Source organism: Micromonospora sp. NPDC047521, assembly GCF_055587305.1.
On the sequence record NZ_JBVJGN010000003.1, the window covers coordinates 24,182 to 44,659 of the forward strand.

A 20,478-nucleotide genomic window follows, 5' to 3' on the forward strand; every position below is an offset into this window, starting at 1 on the left:
CACCACGCGCGCCCGGCGGAAACACTTTTGCGGCGACCCTGCGTGGCAGCGCTCACCCGCGCCCGGGCTAGCCAGAACTGGAGAACGTCCATGCTCGAGAACGAGCCCGAGGGCGGCGAACGGGCCGGTTCACAGCCGGCCGGCGAGACCGCCGACCAGAACACCACTGCCGACGGCGGCGCCGTCGCGACCCCCGGCACGGAGCCGTCCGGGGCGGAGAACGCCGAGCCCCCAGCACCGGCGCGACGTGCCCGGGCGACCCGGCGTCGGGCCGCCCCGCTCAACCAGCCGGAGCAGGCCGAGGCGCCCGTCGAGGCGTCCACCGCCGGGGCTGGCGCTGTCGAGTCGCCCCAGGCTGAGGTCTTCGCCCCGATCTCCGGTGACCTGGACGTCGCCCCGAAGACGCCCCGGCGCCGCCGCAAGGCGACAGCCGTCGAGACCACCGCCGACGAGCCGCTGGTCGCGGCCAGTGCGGAGGTGGCCCCGACCGACGTCGTACCTCCGGTCAAGGTGACCCGCACCCGGCGCAAGAAGGCCACGCCGGCCGCCGTCGAGGAGCCTCCCGCCGCCGTCGAGGAGCCGCCGGCCGTCGACGAGGTGCCCGCCGTCGAGGACGAGGACGCCCAGGCTGCGGAATCCGACAGGCGCGAGGCCGAGGCGGAGTTGAACGACGAGCCGACCCGGACCAGCGGCGTCGAGGACGTCTCCGGTGAGGTGCCGCCGGGCGTGGCCGTGGCCGCAGTGCCGGATGAGCCGGCCGGGGTGGTCGAGCCGGAGCAGCCGCGTACCCGCCGTCGCCGGGCGGCGCTCACCGCGCCCACCGTGCTGTTCATGGCGCCGCAGCCGGACGCCGTACCGGTGACCCGGCCGGCGGAGCCCGCCCCGGTCGCCGAGGAGCCGGCCGTCGAGGCCGAGCCGTCCCGCCGTCGCCGGCGTGGCCGCCGCGACGTCGAGCCGGTGGAGCCGATCGAGGCGGTCGAGGCCGAGGAGGAGCCGACCGAGGAGGCCGAGGAGGCCACCGAGGCGGATGAGGACGACGAGGACAGCGCCGCCGCGCGTCGTCGCCGCCGGCGTGGTCGCCGGGGCCGGGGCCGGGGCAAGGGCGGTGCCGAGGACGCCGAGGACGACGACTCCGAGGAGGCCGCGCAGGCCGAGGAGGAGGAGACCGCCGAGGCCGAGGGCGACGAGGACGAGGAGTCCGAGGGCGGGGACGGGATGACCCGTCGGCGCCGGCGTCGCCGCCGTCGGGGCGCGGGTGACACCGAGGGTGCCGCCGACGACGGCGTACCCACCGTGGTCAAGATCCGTGAGCCGCGCAAGACGGTCGACGAGGTGCAGGGCGTGTCCGGCTCGACCCGGCTGGAGGCCAAGCGCCAGCGCCGCCGGGACGGCCGGGAGCAGCGGCGTACGCGTCCGCCGATCCTCAGCGAGTCGGAGTTCCTGGCCCGCCGGGAGGCGGTCGACCGGGTGATGGCGGTCCGCCAGCGCGGTGACCGCACCCAGATCGCCGTCCTGGAGGACGGGGTGCTTGTCGAGCACTACGTGACCCGCAACTCCTCAGGCACCATGGCCGGCAACGTGTACCTGGGCAAGGTGCAGAACGTGCTGCCGAGCATGGAGGCGGCGTTCGTCGACGTCGGCCGGGGCCGCAACGCGGTGCTGTACGCCGGCGAGGTCAACTGGGACACCTCCGGCCTGGAGGGGCGCGCCCGCTCGATCGAGCAGGCGCTGCGCTCCGGCGACTCGGTGCTGGTCCAGGTCACCAAGGACCCGATCGGGCACAAGGGCGCGCGGCTGACCAGCCACATCGCGCTGTCCGGCCGGCACCTGGTGTACGTGCCCAACGGCAACGCCTCAGGCATCAGCCGCAAGCTGCCGGACACCGAGCGCAAGCGGCTGCGGGACGCGCTCAAGAAGCTGGTCCCGGACGGCGCGGGCGTGATCGTCCGTACGGCCGCCGAGGGCGCCAGCGAGGACGAGCTGGCCCGGGACGTCAAGCGGCTCCAGGCGCAGTGGGAGGACATCCAGGCCAAGGCTGCCGAGGGTGGCGCGCCGGTGCTGTTGTACGAGGAGCCCGACCTGGTCATCCGGGTGGTCCGGGACCTGTTCAACGAGGACTTCCGCGAGCTGGTGATCGAGGGCGAGCAGTCGTACGACATGGTCGAGTCGTACCTGTCGCACGTCTCCCCGGACCTGGTCGACCGGGTGCGCCGGCACGTCGGCACGAGCGACGTGTTCGCCGAGTACCGGATCGACGAGCAGATCATCAAGGGCCTGGACCGCAAGGTCTTCCTGCCGTCCGGCGGCTCGCTGGTGATCGACAAGACCGAGGCCATGACCGTGGTCGACGTCAACACCGGCAAGTACACGGGCTCCGGGGGCAACCTGGAGGAGACGGTCACCCGCAACAACCTGGAGGCGGCCGAGGAGATCGTCCGCCAGCTGCGGCTGCGCGACATCGGCGGCATCGTGGTGATCGACTTCATCGACATGGTGCTCGAGTCGAACCGTGAGCTGGTGCTGCGCCGGCTGACCGAGTGCCTGGGCCGGGACCGGACCAAGCACCAGGTCACCGAGATCACCTCGCTCGGCCTGGTGCAGATGACCCGTAAGCGGATCGGCGCGGGGCTGCTGGAGGCGTTCAGCGAGACCTGCGAGTGCTGCAAGGGTCGGGGCGTCATCATCCACACCGAGCCGGTGCCGGAGAAGCCGCGTACCGCTGGGGCGGGGGAGAAGGTCAAGGCGGTCGCCTCGTCGGTCGCCGCCGCTCCGCCCGCCGAGCAGGGCACCGCGTCGTCCCGCCGCCGGGCGCGCAAGAGCGCCTCGGCGGAGAAGGCGGCGGTCGAGGTCACCGAGACCGACAGCGCTGCCGAACCGGACGCCGACTACGTCGACACCATGGGCTACGACCTGTCCCGCTACGAGTCGGACACCGCCGCCGCGCCGGCCGTGTCGGACAGCCAGCAGGGCGAGTCGGCCCGGCTGGCCGCCGCGGACGACCCGGATGCGCTCGCCGACGGTGACTCCGACGAGGAGAGCACCGAGGGCGGCGCGGGCCGTCGCCGTTCCCGCAGGGGTGGCGCCCGCCGGCGGACCCGCCCCTGACCGTCTGACCGGCCCGATGTTTGACGAGGTCCCTTCCCCGGCATAGTGACGGGGGAGGGACCTCGCCGGTCCGGCCATCCTCGGTCAGGAGAAGAAGATGCGTCGTCTGCTCGCCGTCACCGTGCTGGTCGCCGCGCTCTCCGCCGGGGGTGGTTGCGCCGCCGACGGGGGCCCGACCGGTCCGGCCACCGCGGGCACCACCTCCGGCCCGGTCGGCACGCCGGCGGGTGGCGGCGCGGCGGCCGGCGACACCGTCCAGGTCTGCGCCGCCGCGCGGCAGGTGGGCGCCAGCGCCGTCCAGACGTACGTGGAGGAGCTGGGCCGGATGATCGCGGCGCTGGGCGACGGTGACAGCGCCACCGCCGAGGCCGCCCGTGAGCGGGCCGAGGCGGCGCTGACGGGCTGGCGGACGGCGCTGCGGGAGCAGTCGGCGCGGACTGCCGATCCGCAGCTCAAGACTCTGCTCACCGACATCGGGACCGAGGTCGCCGCGCTCGGCGTCGACGTCGAGTCGATCGACGAGACCGAACTCGACAGGCTTCAGCAGCGTCTCGACCAGCTCTGTCCGCGCTGAGCAGGGCGGGCCGGTTTGGGGTCCGGGCCGGCGATGGCGTACTCTTGCCTGCGGCGCACTTTTGGTGTGCCGTGTTCCCGTGTGCCCGCGCCGCCGTGCACTGCTACCCGGCGAGCCGCCACGGGGACAACCGCCAGCAGCCTCAACGACAGGGAGTCCGCCTCCGATGTACGCGATCGTCAAGACCGGCGGCAAGCAGTACAAGGTCGCCGAGGGCGACGTGATCGAGGTCGAGAAGCTCACCGGTGCTCCCGGTGACGCGGTGAAGCTCACCGCGGTGCTCCTCGTCGACGGTGACGACCTGGTGACCGACGCGGCAAAGCTTGCCGAGGTCGCGGTGTCCGGCGAGATCGCCGCGCACACCAAGGGCCCGAAGATCCGGATTCACAAGTTCAAGAACAAGACCGGCTACCACAAGCGCCAGGGTCACCGCCAGCCGTTGACCCAGGTCAAGGTGACCGGCATCTCCAGCGGGAAGTAGGTCGTCCTCCAATGGCTCACAAAAAGGGTGCGTCCAGCTCGCGTAACGGTCGCGATTCCGCGGCCCAGCGACTCGGCGTGAAGCGCTTCGGTGGTCAGGTCGTCAGCGCCGGTGAGATCCTCATCCGGCAGCGTGGCACCAAGTTCCACCCCGGTGACCTGGTCGGCCGTGGCGGCGACGACACGCTGTTCGCCCTGGCCGCCGGTTCGGTCCTGTTCGGCACCAAGCGCGGTCGCAAGACCGTCAGCATCGTTCCGCAGCAGTAGCTCTCGAGCTGAGCGGGCCGCGGACCTCCGGGTCCCGGCCCGCTTCGCTTTTTCGAAGTGCGGGGTCGGCCCTCGCTGGAAGGATTGACGCCGTGGCGACGTTCGTTGACCGGGTCGTTCTGCATCTGCAGGCCGGTGATGGCGGGCACGGTTGTGTCTCGATCCACCGCGAGAAGTTCAAGCCCTTCGGCGGGCCGGACGGCGGGAACGGCGGGCACGGCGGCAGCGTGTCGCTGGTGGTCGACCCGCAGGTGACCACGCTGCTCGACTTCCACTTCCACCCGCACGTCAAGGCCGACAACGGCAAGGGTGGCGCCGGGTCGAACCGGGACGGGGCCAACGGCCACAACCTGGTGCTCAAGGTGCCCAACGGCACGGTCGTGCAGACCACCGACGGCACCGTCCTGGCCGACATGGTCGGCGCCGGCACCACATTCGAGGTGGCCCGCGGCGGGCGCGGCGGGCGGGGCAACGCCTCGTTGGCGAACGCCAAGCGCAAGGCTCCGGGCTTCGCCGAGCTGGGGGAGCCCGGCGACCAGCTGGACATCGTGCTGGAGCTCAAGAGTGTCGCCGACGTGGGTCTGGTGGGTTTCCCGTCGGCAGGCAAGTCGTCGCTGATCTCGGTGATCTCCGCCGCGAAGCCGAAGATCGCCGACTACCCGTTCACCACCCTCGTGCCCAACCTCGGTGTGGTCCGGATGGACAACCACACGTTCACAGTCGCCGACGTGCCGGGCCTGATCCCGGGCGCGGCCAACGGCAAGGGCCTGGGCCTGGAGTTCCTGCGGCACATCGAGCGCTGCGCCGTGCTGGTGCACGTCATCGACTCGGCGACCCTGGAGCCCGGCCGTGACCCGGTCGCCGACATCGACGCCATCGAGGCCGAGCTGAGCCAGTACGGCGGGCTGGCCGACCGGCCGCGGCTGGTGGCCGTGAACAAGGTCGACGTGCCCGACGGCCGGGATCTCGCCGAGATCGTCCGCCCGGACCTGGAGGAGCGCGGCTACCGGGTGTTCGAGGTCTCCGCGGCCACCCGCGAAGGGCTCAAGGAGCTGACGTACGCGATGGCCGAGCTGGTCGAGGCGGAGCGCAAGGCGGCGCCTCCGGCCGAGCCGACCCGGATCGTGATCCGTCCGCTCGCCGTGGACGACGCCGGCTTCACCATCACGGCCGAGTCGGACGGCTCGTTCACCGTCCGTGGCGTCCGGCCGGAGCGGTGGGTCAAGCAGACGAACTTCGACAACGACGAGGCGGTCGGCTACCTGGCCGACCGGCTGGCCCGGCTCGGTGTCGAGGACAAGCTGGCCAAGGCCGGCGCGCAGCCCGGCGACCTGGTCCGCATCGGCGAGCGCGAGTTCGACTGGCAGCCGACGCTGTTCGCCGGCGTGGAGTTCGTGCCCGGCAACCGGGGCACCGACATCCGGCTGGAGGAGAAGTCGAACCGGGCGTCGGCGGCCGAGCGGCTCGCCGCGCGCAAGGCCCGCCGGGTGCGCTCGGCGGACGAGGTCGGCGCGGACTCGTCCGACGACGAGGCGATCGACGACGGGGACGACGCCGAGTAGCCGATTGCGCTCCGTGATCGGGTTGGCTGTCGGAAACCTGCGCGAAATCCGCCCCGCCTAACGTCGGGTGATGTTGATCGAAGCGCGGCCCGCCACCGATCCGGAGATCGCCGCACTGGTCGGCGCGCAGCAGCGTGAGCTGCGCGAGGCCGATGGGGGTCTGGACGGGCAGGTCACCGTCACCCACGACGACATCCGCTACCTCGCGGTGGTGGTCAACGGCCGGGCGGTCGCCTGCGGCGGCCTCCAGGCGCTCGACGCCACCACGGGCGAGGTCAAGCGGATGTACGTCCGGCCGGCGTACCGGGGTCGGGGGATCGCCCGCCAACTCCTCGCCGCGTTGGAGGAGTGCGCGTTCCGGCAGGGCCACTCGGTGGTCTGCCTGGAGACCGGCACGTACCTTCCGGCCGCCATCGGGCTGTACACCTCGTGCGGCTACGAGCCGATCCCGGTCTACGGCGAGTACGTGGGCAACCCGTACAGCGTCTGTTTCGCCAAGCGGCTACCGGTCGCGGCCTGACGGTCCCGCCGCCGCACCCGGCGCTCAGGCGCCGGTGGTGGCGTGCTCGACGGTGACCGGCTTCGACTCGGGCGAGGCGTGCTGCCGCAGGACGATGCTCAGCAGGATCAGGGCGCCGACCGCGAGGAACTCGCTCTGCCAGTTCTGCATCGACTGGAACCAGAAGTCGCTGGTGCGCAGGAAGTCCCACGCCCCGATCGGCGGTGCGCCGCTCTGCAACGCCTGTTCCTGGTTGTAGGCGGCGGTGCCACCGAGCAGGTGCCCGACGAACGAGCCGGCGAAGATCAGCAGCAGCGCGAGGGAGAGGCTGTTGCGGTAGACCACGAGCGGAAGGCCGCCGGCGCGGACCGGCCAGGGGGAGCGGGCGGTGGCGTGCCGCTCGTCGTCCTCCGGTCGGTCGGTCTGGTCCACCGGCTTGGACTCGGCCGAGCCGCGTTGCACCAGGTACGCGGTGAGCAGCACGTACCCGCCCATCTGGAGGAACTCCGACTCCCAGTTCTCGAAGACCGCCTCGGCGAAGTGACCGGTGGTCAGGTACGCCGGCCAGCTCAGCGGTGCGGCCCCGAACTCGACCAGCTCCTCGTTGTGGGTCTGCCAGCCGAAGACGCTCTGCAGCACCAGGAAGACCAGGAAAGCGCCCAGAATGGCGATGGTCAGAGCGTTGTCGCGTAACCAACGGGGCATCTCGTCATCTCCTCCGCGGATCGCCCCCGGATACCCACACCCCGATGGTCGCGAAACCGCCCCAGCGGCAGGTCAGGCCCTGTCGAAGGGGGTGTCCAGCCGTCCGCCGGTGCCCACCTGGTTCGACAGCAGCAGCCCGAGGGCGAGCATGCCGAAGCCGAGCGCCAGGTGCAGCCAGTTGTCGGCGGCGTTCACCGGAAGGATGTTCGCGCCGCCCTCCGCGTCGACCGCCTCGAGGGCCAGGCCGTAGAGCCAGAGGGCGAGGTAGATCGCGCCGCCGCCGGCGAGGAAGAGCCGGGCGCCGGCGATGCTGCGGGCCAGCACGAGACCGGCCAGCCCGAACAGCAGGTGCACCGCGTTGTGCAGGATCGACACCTGGAAGAGCCCGAGCAGCCGCGCGTCCGAGTGGTGCCCGGCGAAGGCCAGCTCGCCGTAGTCGGTGGTGATGCCGGGGATGAAGCCCAGGACACCGATCAGCAGGAAGAGACCGGCGACGGCGAGCGCGGCCACCTGCACCCGGGGTCGCGGGCCGGACGACCGGCCACCTCGCGTGTCTCGTGCCACCGCTGCCCCCTTCGTGGATCTGCCGGCCCCGCGGATCCCACCGTCCGTGGCGGCGACATCACGATCCTCCATTTTGAAGTCGATCCTGTCGGCGCCGCAAAGAAATGCACGAAGAGGTATGGAAGAGAAAACGCAGGGTAGGTGAAGGGGCGTCGGCCGTGGCGACGCGGTCGACATCCCCCCAGCACAACCGCGACGACTTTCCGAGCGGAAGGGACATCATGACCTACGATCTGTCACCTACGACTTCCACCTATGGCCAGCAGTCGACAAACGGCGGTGGCGTCCGCGAGCAGGCCCGCCAGGTCGGCTCGGAGGCCGCCAACGCTGGCGGAGCGGTCGCCCAGACCGCCAAGGAGCAGGGCACCGAGGTCGGCCGCGAGGCCGCCCGGCAGGCCCGCAACCTGTACGGCGAGGCGCGTACCCAGCTCACCAGCCAGGCCGGTGACCAGCAGCGCCGTGCCGCGACCGGGCTGCGGTCGATCGCCGACGAGATGCGTTCGATGGCCGAGCAGGGTGGCCAGGCCGGCCCGGTGAGCGAGCTGGCCCGCCAGGCCGCCGACCGGGTGCACGGTGTGGCCGGCTGGCTGGACGAGCGCCAGCCGGGCGACCTGATCACCGAGGTACGCGACTACGCGCGACGCAACCCGGGCACCTTCCTGGTCGGTGCGGCAGTGCTCGGTGTGCTCGCCGGACGGCTGACCCGCAGCATCTCCGCCGCCGGTGACGACTCCGGCAGCGTCTCCCCGAGCTACCGCGGCGCCGGCGCGTACGACCCGGAGCAGACCGCGGTGATCCCGACCCAGCCCGCGCAGGACACCGTCCCGCAGGGCGGCTACCTCGACCCGACCCCCGGCACGTACACCGAGCCGACCTCCGGCGGCTACGCCGAGCCGACCCCCGGCGGCTACGCCGAGCCGGCCCCCGGTGGCTACACCGACCCGGTCCAGGGTGAGCACACCGGCACCGGGCAGCCGCTCCCGCCGGTGAACCAGACCGACCCGCTGCCGGGCGTGCCGTCCAGCGGCACCACCCGCCCGTGAACCGCCGAGCCATCCCACGGGAGGTGACCGCATGACCACGCCGACGCAGGGGTCCGGCCTGAACTCCGGATACCACACCGACCCGGGTGCCCCGCACCCCGCGGCGGAGGTGAAGGGCAGCTCGCTCGGTGACCTGATGCGTCAGGTCACCACCGACCTGTCGACGCTCATGCGCCAGGAGGTCGAGCTGGCCAAGGCCGAGATCCGCCAGGAGGGCAAGAAGGCGGGCAAGGCCGCCGGGCTCTTCGGCGGCGCCGGTTTCGGCGGCTACATGGTGGCACTGTTCGTCTCCATCGCCGTGTGGCAGTTCCTGGACAACGTCATGGACTCCGGCCTGGCGGCGCTGATCGTGGCCGTCGTCTGGGCCGCGGTCGCCGCCGTCCTCTACTCCAAGGCCAAGAAGAACGCCCAGCACGTACGCGGCCTCAAGCAGACGAACGACAGCGTGCAGCGGATCCCCGACGCGCTCAAGCCACACCCGGAGGGAGTCACCCGATGAGCACCGATCCCGACCAGATCCGCCGCGAGATCGAAGCCACCCGCAACAGCCTCAGCTCCGATGTGGACGCCCTGGCGTACAAGGTCAGCCCGAGCCGCATCGTCGACGACCGGAAGCAGCGGGCCCGTTCCGCGCTGCAGAATGTGAGGGACAAGGTCATGGGAACCGCGTCTGACCTCGGCCACGGCACCGGCCACGCCGCCCACTCGGTGGGCGACCGCGCCTCGTCGGCGGCCTCCAGCGTCAGCGACGCCGCGCACTCGGCGGCCTCGACCGTCAGCGACGCCGCCCACAGCGCGCCGCGGGTGATCCGGCGGAAGTCGCAGGGCAACCCCCTCGCCGCAGGCCTGATCGCGTTCGGGGTGGGCTGGTTGGCCTCCTCGCTGATCCCGGCCTCCCAGCGCGAGCAGCAGGCCGCCGCGCAGGTCAAGGAGAAGGTCGGCGAGCACAGCGGCGTGGTGAAGGAGAAGCTGAGCGAGGTGGCGAGCGAGCTCAAGGACGAGCTGCGCGAGCCGGCCCAGAACGCCGCCCAGTCGGTGAAGTCCACCGCGCAGGACGCCGTGCACGCCGTCAAGGACGACACGAAGTCGGCCGCGCACGACGTCCGGGACACCGCTCAGTCCCGCCCCTGAACGACGCCCCACCGCCGACAGCTCGCGGCCACCGACCCCGGTGCCCGCGAGCTGTCGCGTGTGGGGTCGAGCCGCGCGGCTACCGGGGACGACGCGTGGCGGGGCGGGCGGCGCGGCGGATCCGCGTGCCGCCGTACCGGACGCCGCCGAACAGGAGGCGCCTGCCGACGGCCAGCCAACTGCAGACGCCCCGTTCCACGAGCCAGAGCGGGGCGGCCAGGGACGTGCTCGGCGGGAAGACGGTGCCGCCGCCGGCCCGGCGTCGGCCCACTTCGGCGACGGCGACGACCGAGACAGCCATGCCCAGCAGCGGTCCGGCACGGCGGGCCGCGACCGCCGCCGCCAGCGCCGGCAGGACCGCGAGCGCGGTCACCAGGCGCGCCGGCTGGGCCAGATCGTCGTACGCCTGGCGGACCCGCTGACCCCGAAAGTGCGCAGCCTGCGGCGGCAGCCGGCGGACGTACAACCAGGCAGGTGCCGCCTCGACCCCGCCGTACGCGTGCACGGTGCGGATCAGCTCCAGATTCTCGAAGAGCACGTCCGGGTCGTACCCGCCCATGCCGAGGAAGGTGCTGCGGCGGACCGCCAGGGTCCCCGGGTAGTCGTTGCCGAGCGCCCGGTTGAGCAGCGTCCGGCCGGTGTCCCACCAGGCGTGCCAGGGCAGCGGGTCGAAGTAGTTCTGCGGCCGGACCAGGTCGACCCGGTCCAGCAGCCGGTGCACGGCGTGTAGCGCGTCCTCGTCGTACCTGACGTCGTCGTCGGCGATCACCACGTGTTCGTGGCCCGCCGCCCGTACCCCGGTGAGCACCCCGAGGACCTTGCCGTTGGCTCCGCGCTCGGCGGGGTCGGGCGGGAGGTGTCGGACCAGGCCGCGCCACGCCTCGGCGTGCCGGGCGAAGAGGTCCGCGGGTGAGCCGTCGACCACGAGCACCTCGACGCGTCCCGCCAACCAGCGCAGGTGATCGGTCAGCTCGGCGAGGCCCGCGTCGGTGTGCCAGCGCAGCGGCAGGACGTACGACATCGGAAGGGCGACCGGCGGGGAGCCGGCGCGGCGGTCCCCGGCTCGCGGTGGATCACCGCTGGCCTGAACGGACATGGACGCCTCCCGGGCAGGTGGTGGTGTGCGGCCGACGGGTGGGCCGCCCGCAGCAGGTGCCCGTCCCTCGGTGGTTGAAACCGCCATGCCGTTTCGACGGCCCGAGCAGGGGTAGCGCTGCCCGTACGGCCGTCGAACCCGAAGGAGAGACGACATGACTGACAATTCGACGAGGTGGGCGCTGGTCGGGGTCACCACAGTGACGGCTGTCGGTGTCGGGCGGGCGGTGGCCCGTCGCCGGCACCGCCGCCAGCCCGACCGGCAGGACGGCTGGTACGTGGTGCGCCGCGCGGTGACCGTGGACCGGCCCCCGGACGCGGTGCGGGCTTTCTGGACCGACCGGCAGCCCGCGGAGACCGGGTTGCCGGCTGCGGTCACCGCCGACGGGCCGGGTTCGCTGACCTGGCGGAGCGTGGACGGGCCGACGACGCAGGAGGGTCGGATCGAGCTGGCCGACGCCCCGCAGGGCAGGGGCACCGAGATCCGGGCCGAACTGCGCTACCGCTCGGGTCCGCTGCGCCGGATGGTCGGCCTCGTCAAGGGGGACGAGCCGGACCTCGCGCTGCGGGACGCGCTGCGCCGCGCGAAGTCGCTGCTCGAGTGCGGCCAGGTGGTGGACACCCGGCACGACCCGTCCGGTCGGAGCCCCGCGCAGGAGAAGTCGACGGACAAGGCGAGGGAGAAGCTGATGACGGGAGGCCGGGCGTGAGGGCGCTGTGCTGGGAAGGCGTCGGCAAGCTGGCGGTCCGGGACGTACCGGAGCCGAAGATCCGCGCCGAGGGGGACATCATCGTCCGGGTCCGGGCCAGCAGCGTCTGCGGCTCCGACCTGCACCTGATCAACGGGTACCTGCCGGCGATGCGGGAGGGCGACATCCTCGGCCACGAGTTCATGGGCGAGGTGGTGGAGGCCGGACCGGGCGTACGCCGGCACCGGGTGGGCGACCGGGTGGTGGTCGGGTCGGTGGTCGCCTGCGGTGGCTGCTGGTACTGCCGGACCGAGCAGTACTCGCTCTGCGACAACTCCAACCCGCAGCCGGTGTTCACCGAGAAGCTGTGGGGCCACTCGCCGGCCGGCATCCTGGGGTACTCGCACGCGGCGGGCGGCTACGCCGGCTCGCACGCCGAGTACATCCGGGTGCCGTTCGGTGACGTCGGCGCGTTCGGTGTGCCCGACGGTGTGCCGGACGACTCGGTGGTGTTCGCCTCCGACGCGATGCCCACCGGGTGGATGGCCGCGGACTTCTGCGGTCTCACCGGCGGCGAGGTCGTCGCCGTCTGGGGCGCCGGTGGAGTCGGCCAGATGGCGGCCCGGTCGGCGCAACTCCTCGGCGCCGAACGGGTCATCATGATCGACCGCTTCCCGGACCGGCTGGCGACGGCCGCCGACCGGGTCGGCGTCGAGACGGTCAACTACGCCGAGACGGACGTGCTGGAGGCGCTGCGGGAGATGACCGGTGGACGCGGACCCGACGCGTGCATCGAGGCCGTCGGCATGGAGTCGCACGATGTCGGGCCGACCTACGCGTACGACCGGGTGAAGCAGTCCGCGCGGTTGCAGACCGACCGGCCGACCTCGGTCCGTCAGGCGATCATGGCCTGCCGCAAGGGCGGCACGGTGAGCATCGTCGGCGTGTACGCCGGCCTGGTCGACAAGTTCCCCCTCGGCGCGGCCATGAACAAGGCCCTGGTGTTGCGGATGGGGCAGATGCACGCGCAGCGCTACATCCCGATGCTGCTCGACCGGCTCGCCGCCGGCGAGATCGACCCGGGTTACCTGGCCACCCACCCGCTCTCGCTGGAGCAGGGCGCGCGGGGCTACGAGATGTTCGAGAAGAAGCAGGACGGCTGCCTGCGCAGCGTCCTGCACCCGTGACCCGCTGACGGCACCCCGTCCCACCGCCGCGCGTGGTGGGACGGGGTCAGGCGCGACAGATGTTGGTCAGGGTCAGGTCGAGCGGCGGCAGCGCGGGCATCCGGCGCAGGTCCAGGGTCAGGTCCTGGACGGGTACGTCGTACCTCATGCTGGTGGTCAGGTTGGTGACCGCGCGCTTCATCAGGTCGATGGTGATCCATTCACCGGCGCAGCGGTGCCCCGCCCAGTGGTCGCCGCCGCCCTGCGGGATCAGGTCGAACGCGTCGCCGCGCCGGCCCGCGAACCGCTCCGGCCGGAACAGCTCGGGCTGGGGCCAGAGCGTCGGGTGGTGGTTGGTGCCGTAGAGGTCGAGCAGTACCCGCCGTCCCCGGGGGAAGTGGTGGCCCTGCCAGTCGAAGGAGCGCCGCACCCTTGCCGCCGCCATCGGGAAGAACGGGTAGTAGCGGCGTACCTCCTGGACGAAGTGCTCGGTCGCCTCGTCGTCGTCGCGGACCAGCTGCCGCCAGGCGGGGTGGTCGTGCAGGGCGAGCGCGGCGAAGGCGATGTACTGGTCGACGGCGACCACCGGCCGCAGCACGTTCAGCAGTTCCACAGCCGCGATCCGGCGGGGGAGCAGCGTCCCGCGCGCGTCCCGGTGCTCGGCGATCACCGCCAGGGCGCTGCCGGCCGGCGCCGGGTGGACGCCGAGGCGGGTCCGTTCGATAACGCCGCCGATCCACCGTTCGGCGCGGCGGCGGGCGAGCAGCCCCCGCCAGTGCCGGGGTCCGACCACGGCCGGCGCCTCGATCATGGCGTGCAGGTCGACGGCGCGGCGGTCGACCTGGGACGTCGGCAGGGGCACCCCGGCCCAGGCGCACACCACGCGGGTCAGCAGCCGGCCCAGCTCGTCGTAGAGCGTCACCGGCCCGGCGGCCTCCCATGCCGGGATCCGGGCCCGCCACTCCTCGTCGAAGAGGTGGCCGAGCTGCCGGATCGCGGTCGGCGTCATGATCGACATGAACATGGCCTTGCGGTCGGCGTGCGCCGACCCGTCCAGCCCCTGCACGCCGCCCCGGCCGGTGAGGGTCCGCTGCACCCGCAACGGCATCGCGCCCTGCCGTTGGAAGCGCTCGGTGTCGTAGAACAGCATCGCCGCCGGCCGGCCACGGAGGCAGATGGTCGGCGCGAGCAGGATCCGGGTCTGGAAGATGTCGCTGCCGTACCTGTCGCAGCGCTCGCCGATGAACCGGTAGCCGGCGCGGAACAGCGCGAGGGTGCTGTCCGGGGCGCGGTCGGCCGGCATGGTCGCCATCGGGCCTCCTCGGGTGCGGGTGGCGGCCGTCGCCGCCGCCCGGCTGCGTCTACCCGCGTGGCCGCCGCTGAATCCCCGCGTCGACAGCGCACCCGCTGGCCCCTCCCAGGGGCGGCGGAACCTGGTTGGCTGGCTGGTGGAGCCGCCGTCGGCGGGATCGCCGGTCACCCGGCGGCTCCGGCTGGCCGACGGCCACGACCACGGGGAGGGCGAGATGCGCGACAACAGGTCGCCGTACTGGCGGCAGCGGCGGGCGGTCGGTGCGCTGGGCGCGGGCCGGGACGCACGGGCACTGATCGGGCCGCCCGGCCGGCCGACCCGGCCGCGCCGCTTCTTCACGGTGCACCTGGGCTTCACCGCGCCCGACCCGGCGGACGCCCGCGAGCTGGCAGTGGGGTACGCGGAGGCGCTGAGCCTGCTCCGCCCGGAGGTGGCGCTCGGCGCGGCGGCCCTGTCATCTGCCGACGCGTGGCACCGGGCCGAACGGCTGTTCTGCGGTGCGGTCGGCCCGGACGGGGAGCGCTGCGTCGACGTGGCCGACCACCCCGGCTTCCACCACGCCCCGGGTCCGGGGGGCCTCGGCTGGGGCGACGGCGATGCCTGACGGGCGGTCGCGGGTGGCGGCTGTCCCGGGCCACCCGCGACAGTGGAGCCGTCAGTCCAGATCGAACTCGCCGTCCTGCGCGCCGGCGACGAACGCGTCCCACTCGGCCTGGGTGAAGACCAGCACCGGGCCGTCCGGCTCGGAGGAGTTGCGCATGCCGATCAGGTCATCGACGAACGCGACCTCCACCGCGCTGTCGGAGGTGTCCCCCTCGGCCCGCTGCCAGACCGCCCGTGAGAGGTCGAAGTCGCCCTTGGGGTGCTGCGCCATGGTTCTTTCCTCCAGTGCCGAGGGTCGTGTGGTGACCGGGTGCCGATCCCCATCGGGCAGGATAAGCGGATGCCGAGCCTGACCCGTGTAGAGGCGACCGCGCGTGGCGCGGCGATTACTGTCGAGTCCTATCAGGTGGACCTCGACCTGACCGGCGACGGGGACACCTTCCGTTCCCGGGTCGAGGTCCGGTTCCGGGCGACCCCCGGCACCGCGACCTTCGCCGAGGTCAGGCCCGCCCAACTGCTGGCGGTACGCCTCAACGACCGCGACGTCGACCCCGGCACGCTCACCGACAACCGGCTGCCACTCGACGACCTGGAGGCGACGAACACGCTGTTCGTCGACGCCGAGATGGCGTATTCGAACACCGGGGAGGGGATGCACCGCTTCGTCGACCCGGCCGACGGCGAGACCTACCTGTACGCCGTGACGTTCCTCGACAACGTGCAGCGGATCTTCGCCGCGTTCGACCAGCCCGACCTCAAGGCGTCGTTCGTCCTCACGGTCACCGCCCCGCCGGGGTGGACGGTCTCCGGCAACGCCGAGGTCTCCGCCAACCCGGCCCCCGGGCGCTGGGAGTTCGCCCCGACCGTCCCGCTGTCGACCTATCTCTTCTCGCTGATCGCCGGCCCGTACCACGTACGGCGGGCCGAGCACGACGGCGTGCCGCTCGCCCTCTACTGCCGACAGTCGCTCGCCGAGCACCTGGACGCCGACGCCGACGAGATCCTCACCATCACCAGGCAGTGCCTGGACCGGTTCCACCAGCTCTTCTCCGAGCGCTACCCGTTCGGCAAGTACGAGCAGGCGTTCGTGCCCGAGTTCAACCTCGGCGCCATGGAGCACCCGGGCATCGTGGCGTTCCGCGACGACTACGTGTTCCGGTCGGCCGTCACCGACACCCAGCGGGAGATGCGGGCCACCACGATCGCCCACGAGATGGCGCACATGTGGTTCGGCAACCTGGTCACCATGCGCTGGTGGGACGACCTGTGGCTCAACGAGTCCTTCGCGGAGTACCTGGGCGTACGGGTCGCCGCCGAGGCGACCCGCTTCGAGGGGACGTGGACGACGTTCGCCATGCGCCGCAAGGCCTGGGGGTACGCGGCCGACCAGCGCCCCTCCACCCACCCCGTGGCGCCGCAGGAGGTGGCAGACGCCGCCGAGGGCCTGCTCAACGTCGATGGCATCTCGTACGCCAAGGGTGCCAGCGTGCTGCGGCAACTGGTGGCGTCGCTCGGCGACGAGGCGTTCCTCGCCGGCCTGAACGCGCACTTCGCCGCGCACCGCTTCGGCAACGCCACCCTCGCCGACCTGCTGACCAGCCTCTCCGCGGTCCCCGCTGTCGCGAGCGAAGGCGGCACTGCGGCCGGTGGTCGGGACCTGTCCGGTTGGGCCGAGCTGTGGTTGCGCCGCTCGCAGGTCAACACGCTGCGTGCCGAGGTGACAGTCGACGCCGATGGCCGCTACACCGAGGTGGCCGTGGTGCAGACCGCCCCCGAGTCGCACCCGGTGCTGCGCCCGCACCGGATCGGCGTGGGCCGGTACGCGGCGGACGGCACGGTGCGACGCCACGAGGTGGACCTGGACCCGGCCGTCGACGGCGGTCGCACCGTGCTCGGTGAGCTGGCCGGTGAGCCGGCGGCCCGGCTGCTGCTGCTCAACGACGGCGACCTCACCTTCGCCAAGGTGCGCCTCGACCCGGCGTCGGCGGACGCCGTCCCGCTGGTGCTGCCCGGTCTGGCCGACTCCCTCACCCGGGCGGTGCTCTGGAGCGAGGCGCTGGACGCGGCGACCGACGGGGAGCGGCCGGTCACCGGCCTGGTCGACCTGATGGTCGCGGCGCTGCCGGCCGAGACAGAGGTGATCATCGCGGAGGACGTGCTGGGCCTCAGCCGGTCGCTCGTCGACCGCTACCTCGACCCGCTGACCCGGTCGGCGGCGCTCGCCCGGATCGCCGGTGCGTGTCAGCGCCTGCTCGACGGGGCGCCGGCGGGGGAGTCGTTGCAGTTGGCCGCCGCGCGGGGCTGGATCGCCGCGACCACCGACACGGATCTGCTCGTCGGGTGGCTCGCCGGCCGGGACGTGCCGGCCGGGTTGACTGTCGACGCGGAGCTGCGCTGGGCGGTGCTGCGGCGACTGGTGGTGCTGGGCGCCGCCGGCGCGGCGGAGATCGCCGCCGAGGCCGAGGCCGACGTCAGCTCGACTGGCGCGGAACGGGCCGCCAGGTGCCGGGCCGCCCTGCCCGACCCGGCCGCGAAGCAGGCGGCGTGGGACATCATCGTGCACGACACCGAGCTGTCGAACCGGTTGTTGGAGGCGACCGCCGAGGGGTTCTGGCAGCCCGAGCAGGCCGAGATGACAGCCGCGTACGTCGAGCGGTACTTCACCGACATGCCGGCTGCCGCGGCTCGGCGTACCGCGTGGACTGCCGACCGGGTGGCGGCGCTGGCGTTCCCCCGCTACGCAGTTGCGCAGCCGACCCGGGAGGCGGCCGCGGCGCTGCTGGCCGGCGACGACCTGACCCCGGGCCTGCGGCGGGTGGTCGTCGACGCCGACGACGATCTGCGGCGCGCGCTCGTCGCCCGGACGGCGGTGGCCGCCACTGCGGCCTGACACGCCGGGTGGGCGCGGGGTGGCTGGACGGCCACCCCGCGCCCCCGTCTCAGCGCAGCGCTGGCTCCGCCGTCACCGGGGCGTCCCAGTCGATGACGTGGCGCTGCTCGTCGGCGACTGTCTTCTCCGGGTTCATGGCCGTGCGCACGAGCAGCGGCATCAGCAGCGGCATCAGCGTCCGGGCGACCGGCCCGGGCGCCTTGGCGTGGTTGATCCGGGCCGCCCGGGCGGCGACCTTCTCGACCCGGGTGCGACGCAGCCGCACGTACGCGGCGAACGCCGACTCCACATCGGGCAGGTCACGCAGGCAGCGGGCGAGCTGCACGCCGCTCTCGATGGCCAGCGACGCGCCCTGCCCGGAGCTGTTCGAGGGCGCGTGCACCGCGTCGCCGACCAGCACCATCCGCCCCCGGTGCCAGTGCGGTACCGGCGGCATGATCTGCAACGAGCCGACCACCTGGAGGTCGTCGGCACTGCTTGTCGCCATCAACTGCCGGCCCGGATCGTCGTCGCCGTAGCTGGTGCGCAGCGTGTCCAGCCACTGTTCGGCAGGTACGGCCCGGGCCTCGACGAGGCTCATCGGCCGCTGCTGGGGCAGGTTGGCCCCCCACCGGGTGCCGCCACCGGGCTCGGGCCAGTACAGGTAGTAGCCGCGTCGCCCGAACGCGAACGTCATGGTGCCCGGCTCGACGTCCACCTCGTGCCTGGCGACCGCCTCGAAGCTGAGCAGGCCGGTGAACCGGGGGCCGGGCGCGGACGGGTCGATGAGACCACGGACGGTGGAGCGGATGCCGTCCGCGCCGACGAGGATGTCGGCGGAGGCGGTGCTGCCGTCCTCGAAACGGGCGGTCACCCCGCTGTCGGTCTGCTCGGCGCCGACCAGCCGCCTGCCGTACGCGAAGGAGACGCCCTCGGCGCTCGCCCGGTCGTGCAGGACGCGGTGCAGCTCGGCCCGGTGCACCACCCGCAGCGGCGGCACTCCGGCAAGCGTGGGCAGTGCGATGCGCCGACGCCCGACGGCCATGGCGCTGTGGTGGATGGGGGTGGCGATCGCCGTCACCGCTTCCTGCGCGCCGACCGCGCTCAGGGCCGCCACGCCGTTTGGCGCGAGCGCGAGGGTGCCGCCGATGCCGCCGGTGGTGGCCGGGTACGCCTCGTGGACGGTGGCGGCGATGCCGGCGCGGGTCAGCGCCAGCGCGGTCACCGGCCCGGCGATGCCGCCGCCGATGACGATCGCGGTTCGTACCGTGGTCATGCTCTCTCCCTGGGTGTCGTGGCCCGCGCGGGGCGCGCGGACGTGACCTGGAAGGGAGCCCGGTTATCCTCGTGGTTGCCGCTTCGGGCCGGGCACCTTCCCAGGTGTCGGTTCGGGGTAAGGGCTCCGGCGGGGTGTTGGCGCACCCCGCCGGAGCCGTCCGTCAGTCGGTGGTGTCGGGGCTGCTGGTCCTCTCGGAAAGCTCGGTCAGTTCGGCGGGCATCGCGCCTGTCTCGTGGAAGGCCCGCCAGGTGTCCAGCCCCGGGTAGCTGCCCGAGGTCAGCTCCGCGAGCAGCGCGCGCAGCCAGGTGGCCTCCGCGTCGCGCATGGCGAGGTCGTACTCCGACTCGACCAGGAACAGCCGCGGGATGTCCCGCAGGTGCGCGTCGAGCGTTTCGCGGTCCTGGCGGATCGCGTCCTGCAGGCGGTCGAGCCGCTGCCGCAGCAGGTCGGTGGCCTCGTCGGGGTGCAGGGCGGCGAGGACGGACAGGCCGGCCCGGAAGCGGGGATGCTCGGGCATCGGTGTGGAGACCAGCTCGCGGGCCCAGTCGATCAGCTCCGCCCGCCCCGCGTCGGTGATGCGGTAGACGGTGCGTTCCGGGCGTCGGCCCTCACGGACGCTCTCCACGGCCTCGATCATGCGGTGTTTGTCCATGTTGCGGATAACCGTGTAGAAGGAACCCCACTTGAAATCCATGTCCTGGTCCTTGCCCCAGGAGCGCAGTGCGGTGGCGATCTCGTAGGGGTGCATCGGCCGCTGGACCAGGGCGGACAGCACGGCCAGCGCCAGCAGGTTGCCGACCTTGCGCCGCTTCCCCATGACCCACCTCCCTTTACTCGTTCACGAGTATATGCCTACGAGTATCGGTGCGGCGACCCCGCACGTCCGGGCCGGGCGCCCGGCCTACGATCACTGGGTGGAGGAAGATATCCGGCGGATCGGGATCATGGGCGGCACCTTCGACCCGATCCACCACGGGCACCTCGTCGCGGCCAGTGAGGTGGCCGACCGGTTCGGCCTGGACGAGGTGGTCTTCGTCCCCACCGGGCAGCCGTGGCAGAAGGCCGACGAACCGGTCAGCCCCGCCGAGGACCGGTACCTGATGACCGTCATCGCGACCGCCTCCAACCCCCGCTTCCAGGTCAGCCGCGTCGACATCGATCGCAGCGGCCCCACCTACACGGTCGACACCCTGCGCGACCTCCAGGCCGAGTACGGCCCCAAGGTGCAGCTGTTCTTCATCACCGGCGCGGACGCGCTGCAACGCATCCTGTCGTGGAAGGACCTGGACGAGATCTTCGAGCTGGCCCACTTCATCGGGGTGACCCGGCCCGGCTTCCCGCTGACCGACAAGCACCTGCCGGCGGACACGGTCAGCCTGATCCAGGTCCCGGCGATGTCCATCTCGTCGACCGACTGCCGTGCCCGGGTCGCCCGGGGTGAGCCGGTCTGGTACCTGGTGCCCGACGGTGTGGTGCAGTACATCGCCAAGCGGCGCCTCTATCAGCCCTGATCGCGCCCGGTATGGGATGGATCG

The 20,478-nt window shown here is 72.6% G+C and carries 21 protein-coding genes; 14 read left to right on the forward strand and 7 right to left on the reverse strand.

The genetic code is table 11. From position 1 onward, the window contains the following. Positions 1-90 precede the first annotated feature (90 nt). The 6 genes from ACZ6N8_RS07670 (at position 91) to ACZ6N8_RS07695 (ending at position 6,508) form a co-directional block, all read left to right on the forward strand. Positions 91-3,105 (forward strand): Rne/Rng family ribonuclease, encoded by a 3,015-nt coding sequence (locus tag ACZ6N8_RS07670; protein ID WP_466008397.1) that lies wholly within the window; start codon positions 91-93, stop codon positions 3,103-3,105. A gap of 97 nt (positions 3,106-3,202) precedes the next feature. Further along, positions 3,203-3,679, forward strand: a complete 477-nt coding sequence (locus ACZ6N8_RS07675) for a hypothetical protein (protein ID WP_466008399.1) — start codon at positions 3,203-3,205, stop codon at positions 3,677-3,679. Positions 3,680-3,845: 166 nt separating this feature from the next. Beyond that, complete coding sequence (gene rplU, locus ACZ6N8_RS07680) at positions 3,846-4,160, forward strand: 50S ribosomal protein L21 (protein WP_007464063.1); 315 nt, start codon at positions 3,846-3,848, stop codon at positions 4,158-4,160. 11 nt (positions 4,161-4,171) lie between these two features. Then, positions 4,172-4,426: a 50S ribosomal protein L27 gene (gene rpmA, locus ACZ6N8_RS07685; protein ID WP_043966727.1), complete on the forward strand. Its 255-nt coding sequence runs from the start codon at positions 4,172-4,174 to the stop codon at positions 4,424-4,426. 92 nt (positions 4,427-4,518) lie between these two features. Further along, entirely contained in the window at positions 4,519-5,988 is a 1,470-nt protein-coding gene (obgE, locus tag ACZ6N8_RS07690; protein ID WP_466008401.1) for a GTPase ObgE, read from the forward strand. A gap of 70 nt (positions 5,989-6,058) precedes the next feature. Next, entirely contained in the window at positions 6,059-6,508 is a 450-nt protein-coding gene (locus tag ACZ6N8_RS07695) for a GNAT family N-acetyltransferase (protein WP_357989609.1), read from the forward strand. Positions 6,509-6,532: 24 nt separating this feature from the next. Here the strand turns inward: ACZ6N8_RS07695 and ACZ6N8_RS07700 are convergent, their stop codons facing one another. After that, entirely contained in the window at positions 6,533-7,192 is a 660-nt protein-coding gene (locus ACZ6N8_RS07700) for a DUF6766 family protein (RefSeq protein WP_466008403.1), read from the reverse strand. A 72-nt stretch (positions 7,193-7,264) separates the two neighbouring features. Then, positions 7,265-7,756, reverse strand: coding sequence for a DUF4383 domain-containing protein (locus tag ACZ6N8_RS07705; RefSeq protein WP_466008405.1), 492 nt, complete (start codon positions 7,754-7,756; stop codon positions 7,265-7,267). A 221-nt stretch (positions 7,757-7,977) separates the two neighbouring features. Between ACZ6N8_RS07705 and ACZ6N8_RS07710 the strand changes: the two genes are divergently transcribed. The 3 genes from ACZ6N8_RS07710 to ACZ6N8_RS07720 are packed head-to-tail and all read left to right on the forward strand — an operon-like array spanning position 7,978 to position 9,930. Continuing rightward, entirely contained in the window at positions 7,978-8,799 is an 822-nt protein-coding gene (locus ACZ6N8_RS07710) for a hypothetical protein (RefSeq protein WP_466008407.1), read from the forward strand. Positions 8,800-8,830: 31 nt separating this feature from the next. After that, complete coding sequence (locus ACZ6N8_RS07715; protein WP_466008409.1) at positions 8,831-9,298, forward strand: phage holin family protein; 468 nt, start codon at positions 8,831-8,833, stop codon at positions 9,296-9,298. Continuing rightward, a complete protein-coding gene (locus tag ACZ6N8_RS07720; RefSeq protein ID WP_466008411.1) occupies positions 9,295-9,930 on the forward strand; it encodes a DUF3618 domain-containing protein in 636 nt (211 codons plus the stop codon). The genes ACZ6N8_RS07715 and ACZ6N8_RS07720 overlap by 4 nt, the downstream gene beginning before the upstream one ends. 79 nt (positions 9,931-10,009) lie before the next feature. On the opposite strand, the gene ACZ6N8_RS07725 is transcribed toward ACZ6N8_RS07720, so the two are convergent. Further along, on the reverse strand, positions 10,010-11,026 hold the full coding sequence (locus tag ACZ6N8_RS07725; protein ID WP_466008413.1) for a glycosyltransferase family 2 protein: 1,017 nt from the start codon (positions 11,024-11,026) through the stop codon (positions 10,010-10,012). A gap of 154 nt (positions 11,027-11,180) precedes the next feature. Here ACZ6N8_RS07725 and ACZ6N8_RS07730 point away from each other — a divergent pair, with 154 nt between their 5' ends. Continuing rightward, positions 11,181-11,735 carry an SRPBCC family protein gene (locus tag ACZ6N8_RS07730; RefSeq protein WP_466008415.1) on the forward strand — a complete coding sequence of 185 codons (555 nt, stop codon included), beginning with the start codon at positions 11,181-11,183 and terminating at the stop codon, positions 11,733-11,735. Continuing rightward, the gene (locus ACZ6N8_RS07735) at positions 11,732-12,901 is read left to right on the forward strand and encodes a zinc-dependent alcohol dehydrogenase (protein ID WP_466008417.1); all 1,170 of its coding nucleotides are present in this window, start codon (positions 11,732-11,734) and stop codon (positions 12,899-12,901) included. The genes ACZ6N8_RS07730 and ACZ6N8_RS07735 overlap by 4 nt, the downstream gene beginning before the upstream one ends. A 46-nt stretch (positions 12,902-12,947) precedes the next feature. Here ACZ6N8_RS07735 and ACZ6N8_RS07740 read toward each other — a convergent pair whose 3' ends face one another. Then, complete coding sequence (locus tag ACZ6N8_RS07740; protein ID WP_466008419.1) at positions 12,948-14,192, reverse strand: cytochrome P450; 1,245 nt, start codon at positions 14,190-14,192, stop codon at positions 12,948-12,950. On the opposite strand from ACZ6N8_RS07740, the gene ACZ6N8_RS07745 reads away from it, so the two are divergent. Next, on the forward strand, positions 14,182-14,796 hold the full coding sequence (locus ACZ6N8_RS07745) for a hypothetical protein (RefSeq protein ID WP_466008420.1): 615 nt from the start codon (positions 14,182-14,184) through the stop codon (positions 14,794-14,796). The two genes, ACZ6N8_RS07740 and ACZ6N8_RS07745, sit on opposite strands and share 11 nt — an antisense overlap. 51 nt (positions 14,797-14,847) lie before the next feature. On the opposite strand, the gene ACZ6N8_RS07750 is transcribed toward ACZ6N8_RS07745, so the two are convergent. Continuing rightward, complete coding sequence (locus tag ACZ6N8_RS07750) at positions 14,848-15,066, reverse strand: DUF397 domain-containing protein (RefSeq protein WP_334510463.1); 219 nt, start codon at positions 15,064-15,066, stop codon at positions 14,848-14,850. A gap of 69 nt (positions 15,067-15,135) precedes the next feature. Between ACZ6N8_RS07750 and pepN the strand changes: the two genes are divergently transcribed. Then, on the forward strand, positions 15,136-17,685 hold the full coding sequence (pepN, locus tag ACZ6N8_RS07755) for an aminopeptidase N (RefSeq protein WP_466008422.1): 2,550 nt from the start codon (positions 15,136-15,138) through the stop codon (positions 17,683-17,685). A 49-nt stretch (positions 17,686-17,734) separates the two neighbouring features. Here pepN and ACZ6N8_RS07760 read toward each other — a convergent pair whose 3' ends face one another. Both ACZ6N8_RS07760 and ACZ6N8_RS07765 read right to left on the reverse strand, forming a co-directional pair. Further along, complete coding sequence (locus ACZ6N8_RS07760; RefSeq protein WP_466008423.1) at positions 17,735-18,940, reverse strand: FAD-dependent monooxygenase; 1,206 nt, start codon at positions 18,938-18,940, stop codon at positions 17,735-17,737. A 163-nt stretch (positions 18,941-19,103) separates the two neighbouring features. Continuing rightward, on the reverse strand, positions 19,104-19,760 hold the full coding sequence (locus ACZ6N8_RS07765) for a PadR family transcriptional regulator (RefSeq protein ID WP_466008425.1): 657 nt from the start codon (positions 19,758-19,760) through the stop codon (positions 19,104-19,106). Between the two features lie 97 nt (positions 19,761-19,857). Here ACZ6N8_RS07765 and nadD point away from each other — a divergent pair, with 97 nt between their 5' ends. Further along, the gene (nadD, locus tag ACZ6N8_RS07770; protein ID WP_151488713.1) at positions 19,858-20,454 is read left to right on the forward strand and encodes a nicotinate-nucleotide adenylyltransferase; all 597 of its coding nucleotides are present in this window, start codon (positions 19,858-19,860) and stop codon (positions 20,452-20,454) included. Positions 20,455-20,478 lie beyond the last annotated feature (24 nt).

Bases quoted from the DNA above. Each gene is read 5' to 3' on its own strand.
- ACZ6N8_RS07670 (WP_466008397.1), top strand. From the start codon at position 91: ATGCTCGAGAACGAGCCCGAGGGCGGCGAACGGGCCGGTTCACAGCCG.
- ACZ6N8_RS07675 (WP_466008399.1), top strand. From the start codon at position 3,203: ATGCGTCGTCTGCTCGCCGTCACCGTGCTGGTCGCCGCGCTCTCCGCC.
- rplU (WP_007464063.1), top strand. From the start codon at position 3,846: ATGTACGCGATCGTCAAGACCGGCGGCAAGCAGTACAAGGTCGCCGAG.
- rpmA (WP_043966727.1), top strand. From the start codon at position 4,172: ATGGCTCACAAAAAGGGTGCGTCCAGCTCGCGTAACGGTCGCGATTCC.
- ACZ6N8_RS07695 (WP_357989609.1), top strand. From the start codon at position 6,059: ATGTTGATCGAAGCGCGGCCCGCCACCGATCCGGAGATCGCCGCACTG.
- ACZ6N8_RS07700 (WP_466008403.1), bottom strand. From the start codon at position 7,192: ATGCCCCGTTGGTTACGCGACAACGCTCTGACCATCGCCATTCTGGGC.
- ACZ6N8_RS07710 (WP_466008407.1), top strand. From the start codon at position 7,978: ATGACCTACGATCTGTCACCTACGACTTCCACCTATGGCCAGCAGTCG.
- ACZ6N8_RS07715 (WP_466008409.1), top strand. From the start codon at position 8,831: ATGACCACGCCGACGCAGGGGTCCGGCCTGAACTCCGGATACCACACC.
- ACZ6N8_RS07720 (WP_466008411.1), top strand. From the start codon at position 9,295: ATGAGCACCGATCCCGACCAGATCCGCCGCGAGATCGAAGCCACCCGC.
- ACZ6N8_RS07725 (WP_466008413.1), bottom strand. From the start codon at position 11,026: ATGTCCGTTCAGGCCAGCGGTGATCCACCGCGAGCCGGGGACCGCCGC.
- ACZ6N8_RS07730 (WP_466008415.1), top strand. From the start codon at position 11,181: ATGACTGACAATTCGACGAGGTGGGCGCTGGTCGGGGTCACCACAGTG.
- ACZ6N8_RS07745 (WP_466008420.1), top strand. From the start codon at position 14,182: ATGGTCGCCATCGGGCCTCCTCGGGTGCGGGTGGCGGCCGTCGCCGCC.
- ACZ6N8_RS07740 (WP_466008419.1), bottom strand. From the start codon at position 14,192: ATGGCGACCATGCCGGCCGACCGCGCCCCGGACAGCACCCTCGCGCTG.
- ACZ6N8_RS07750 (WP_334510463.1), bottom strand. From the start codon at position 15,066: ATGGCGCAGCACCCCAAGGGCGACTTCGACCTCTCACGGGCGGTCTGG.
- pepN (WP_466008422.1), top strand. From the start codon at position 15,136: ATGCCGAGCCTGACCCGTGTAGAGGCGACCGCGCGTGGCGCGGCGATT.
- ACZ6N8_RS07760 (WP_466008423.1), bottom strand. From the start codon at position 18,940: ATGACCACGGTACGAACCGCGATCGTCATCGGCGGCGGCATCGCCGGG.
- ACZ6N8_RS07765 (WP_466008425.1), bottom strand. From the start codon at position 19,760: ATGGGGAAGCGGCGCAAGGTCGGCAACCTGCTGGCGCTGGCCGTGCTG.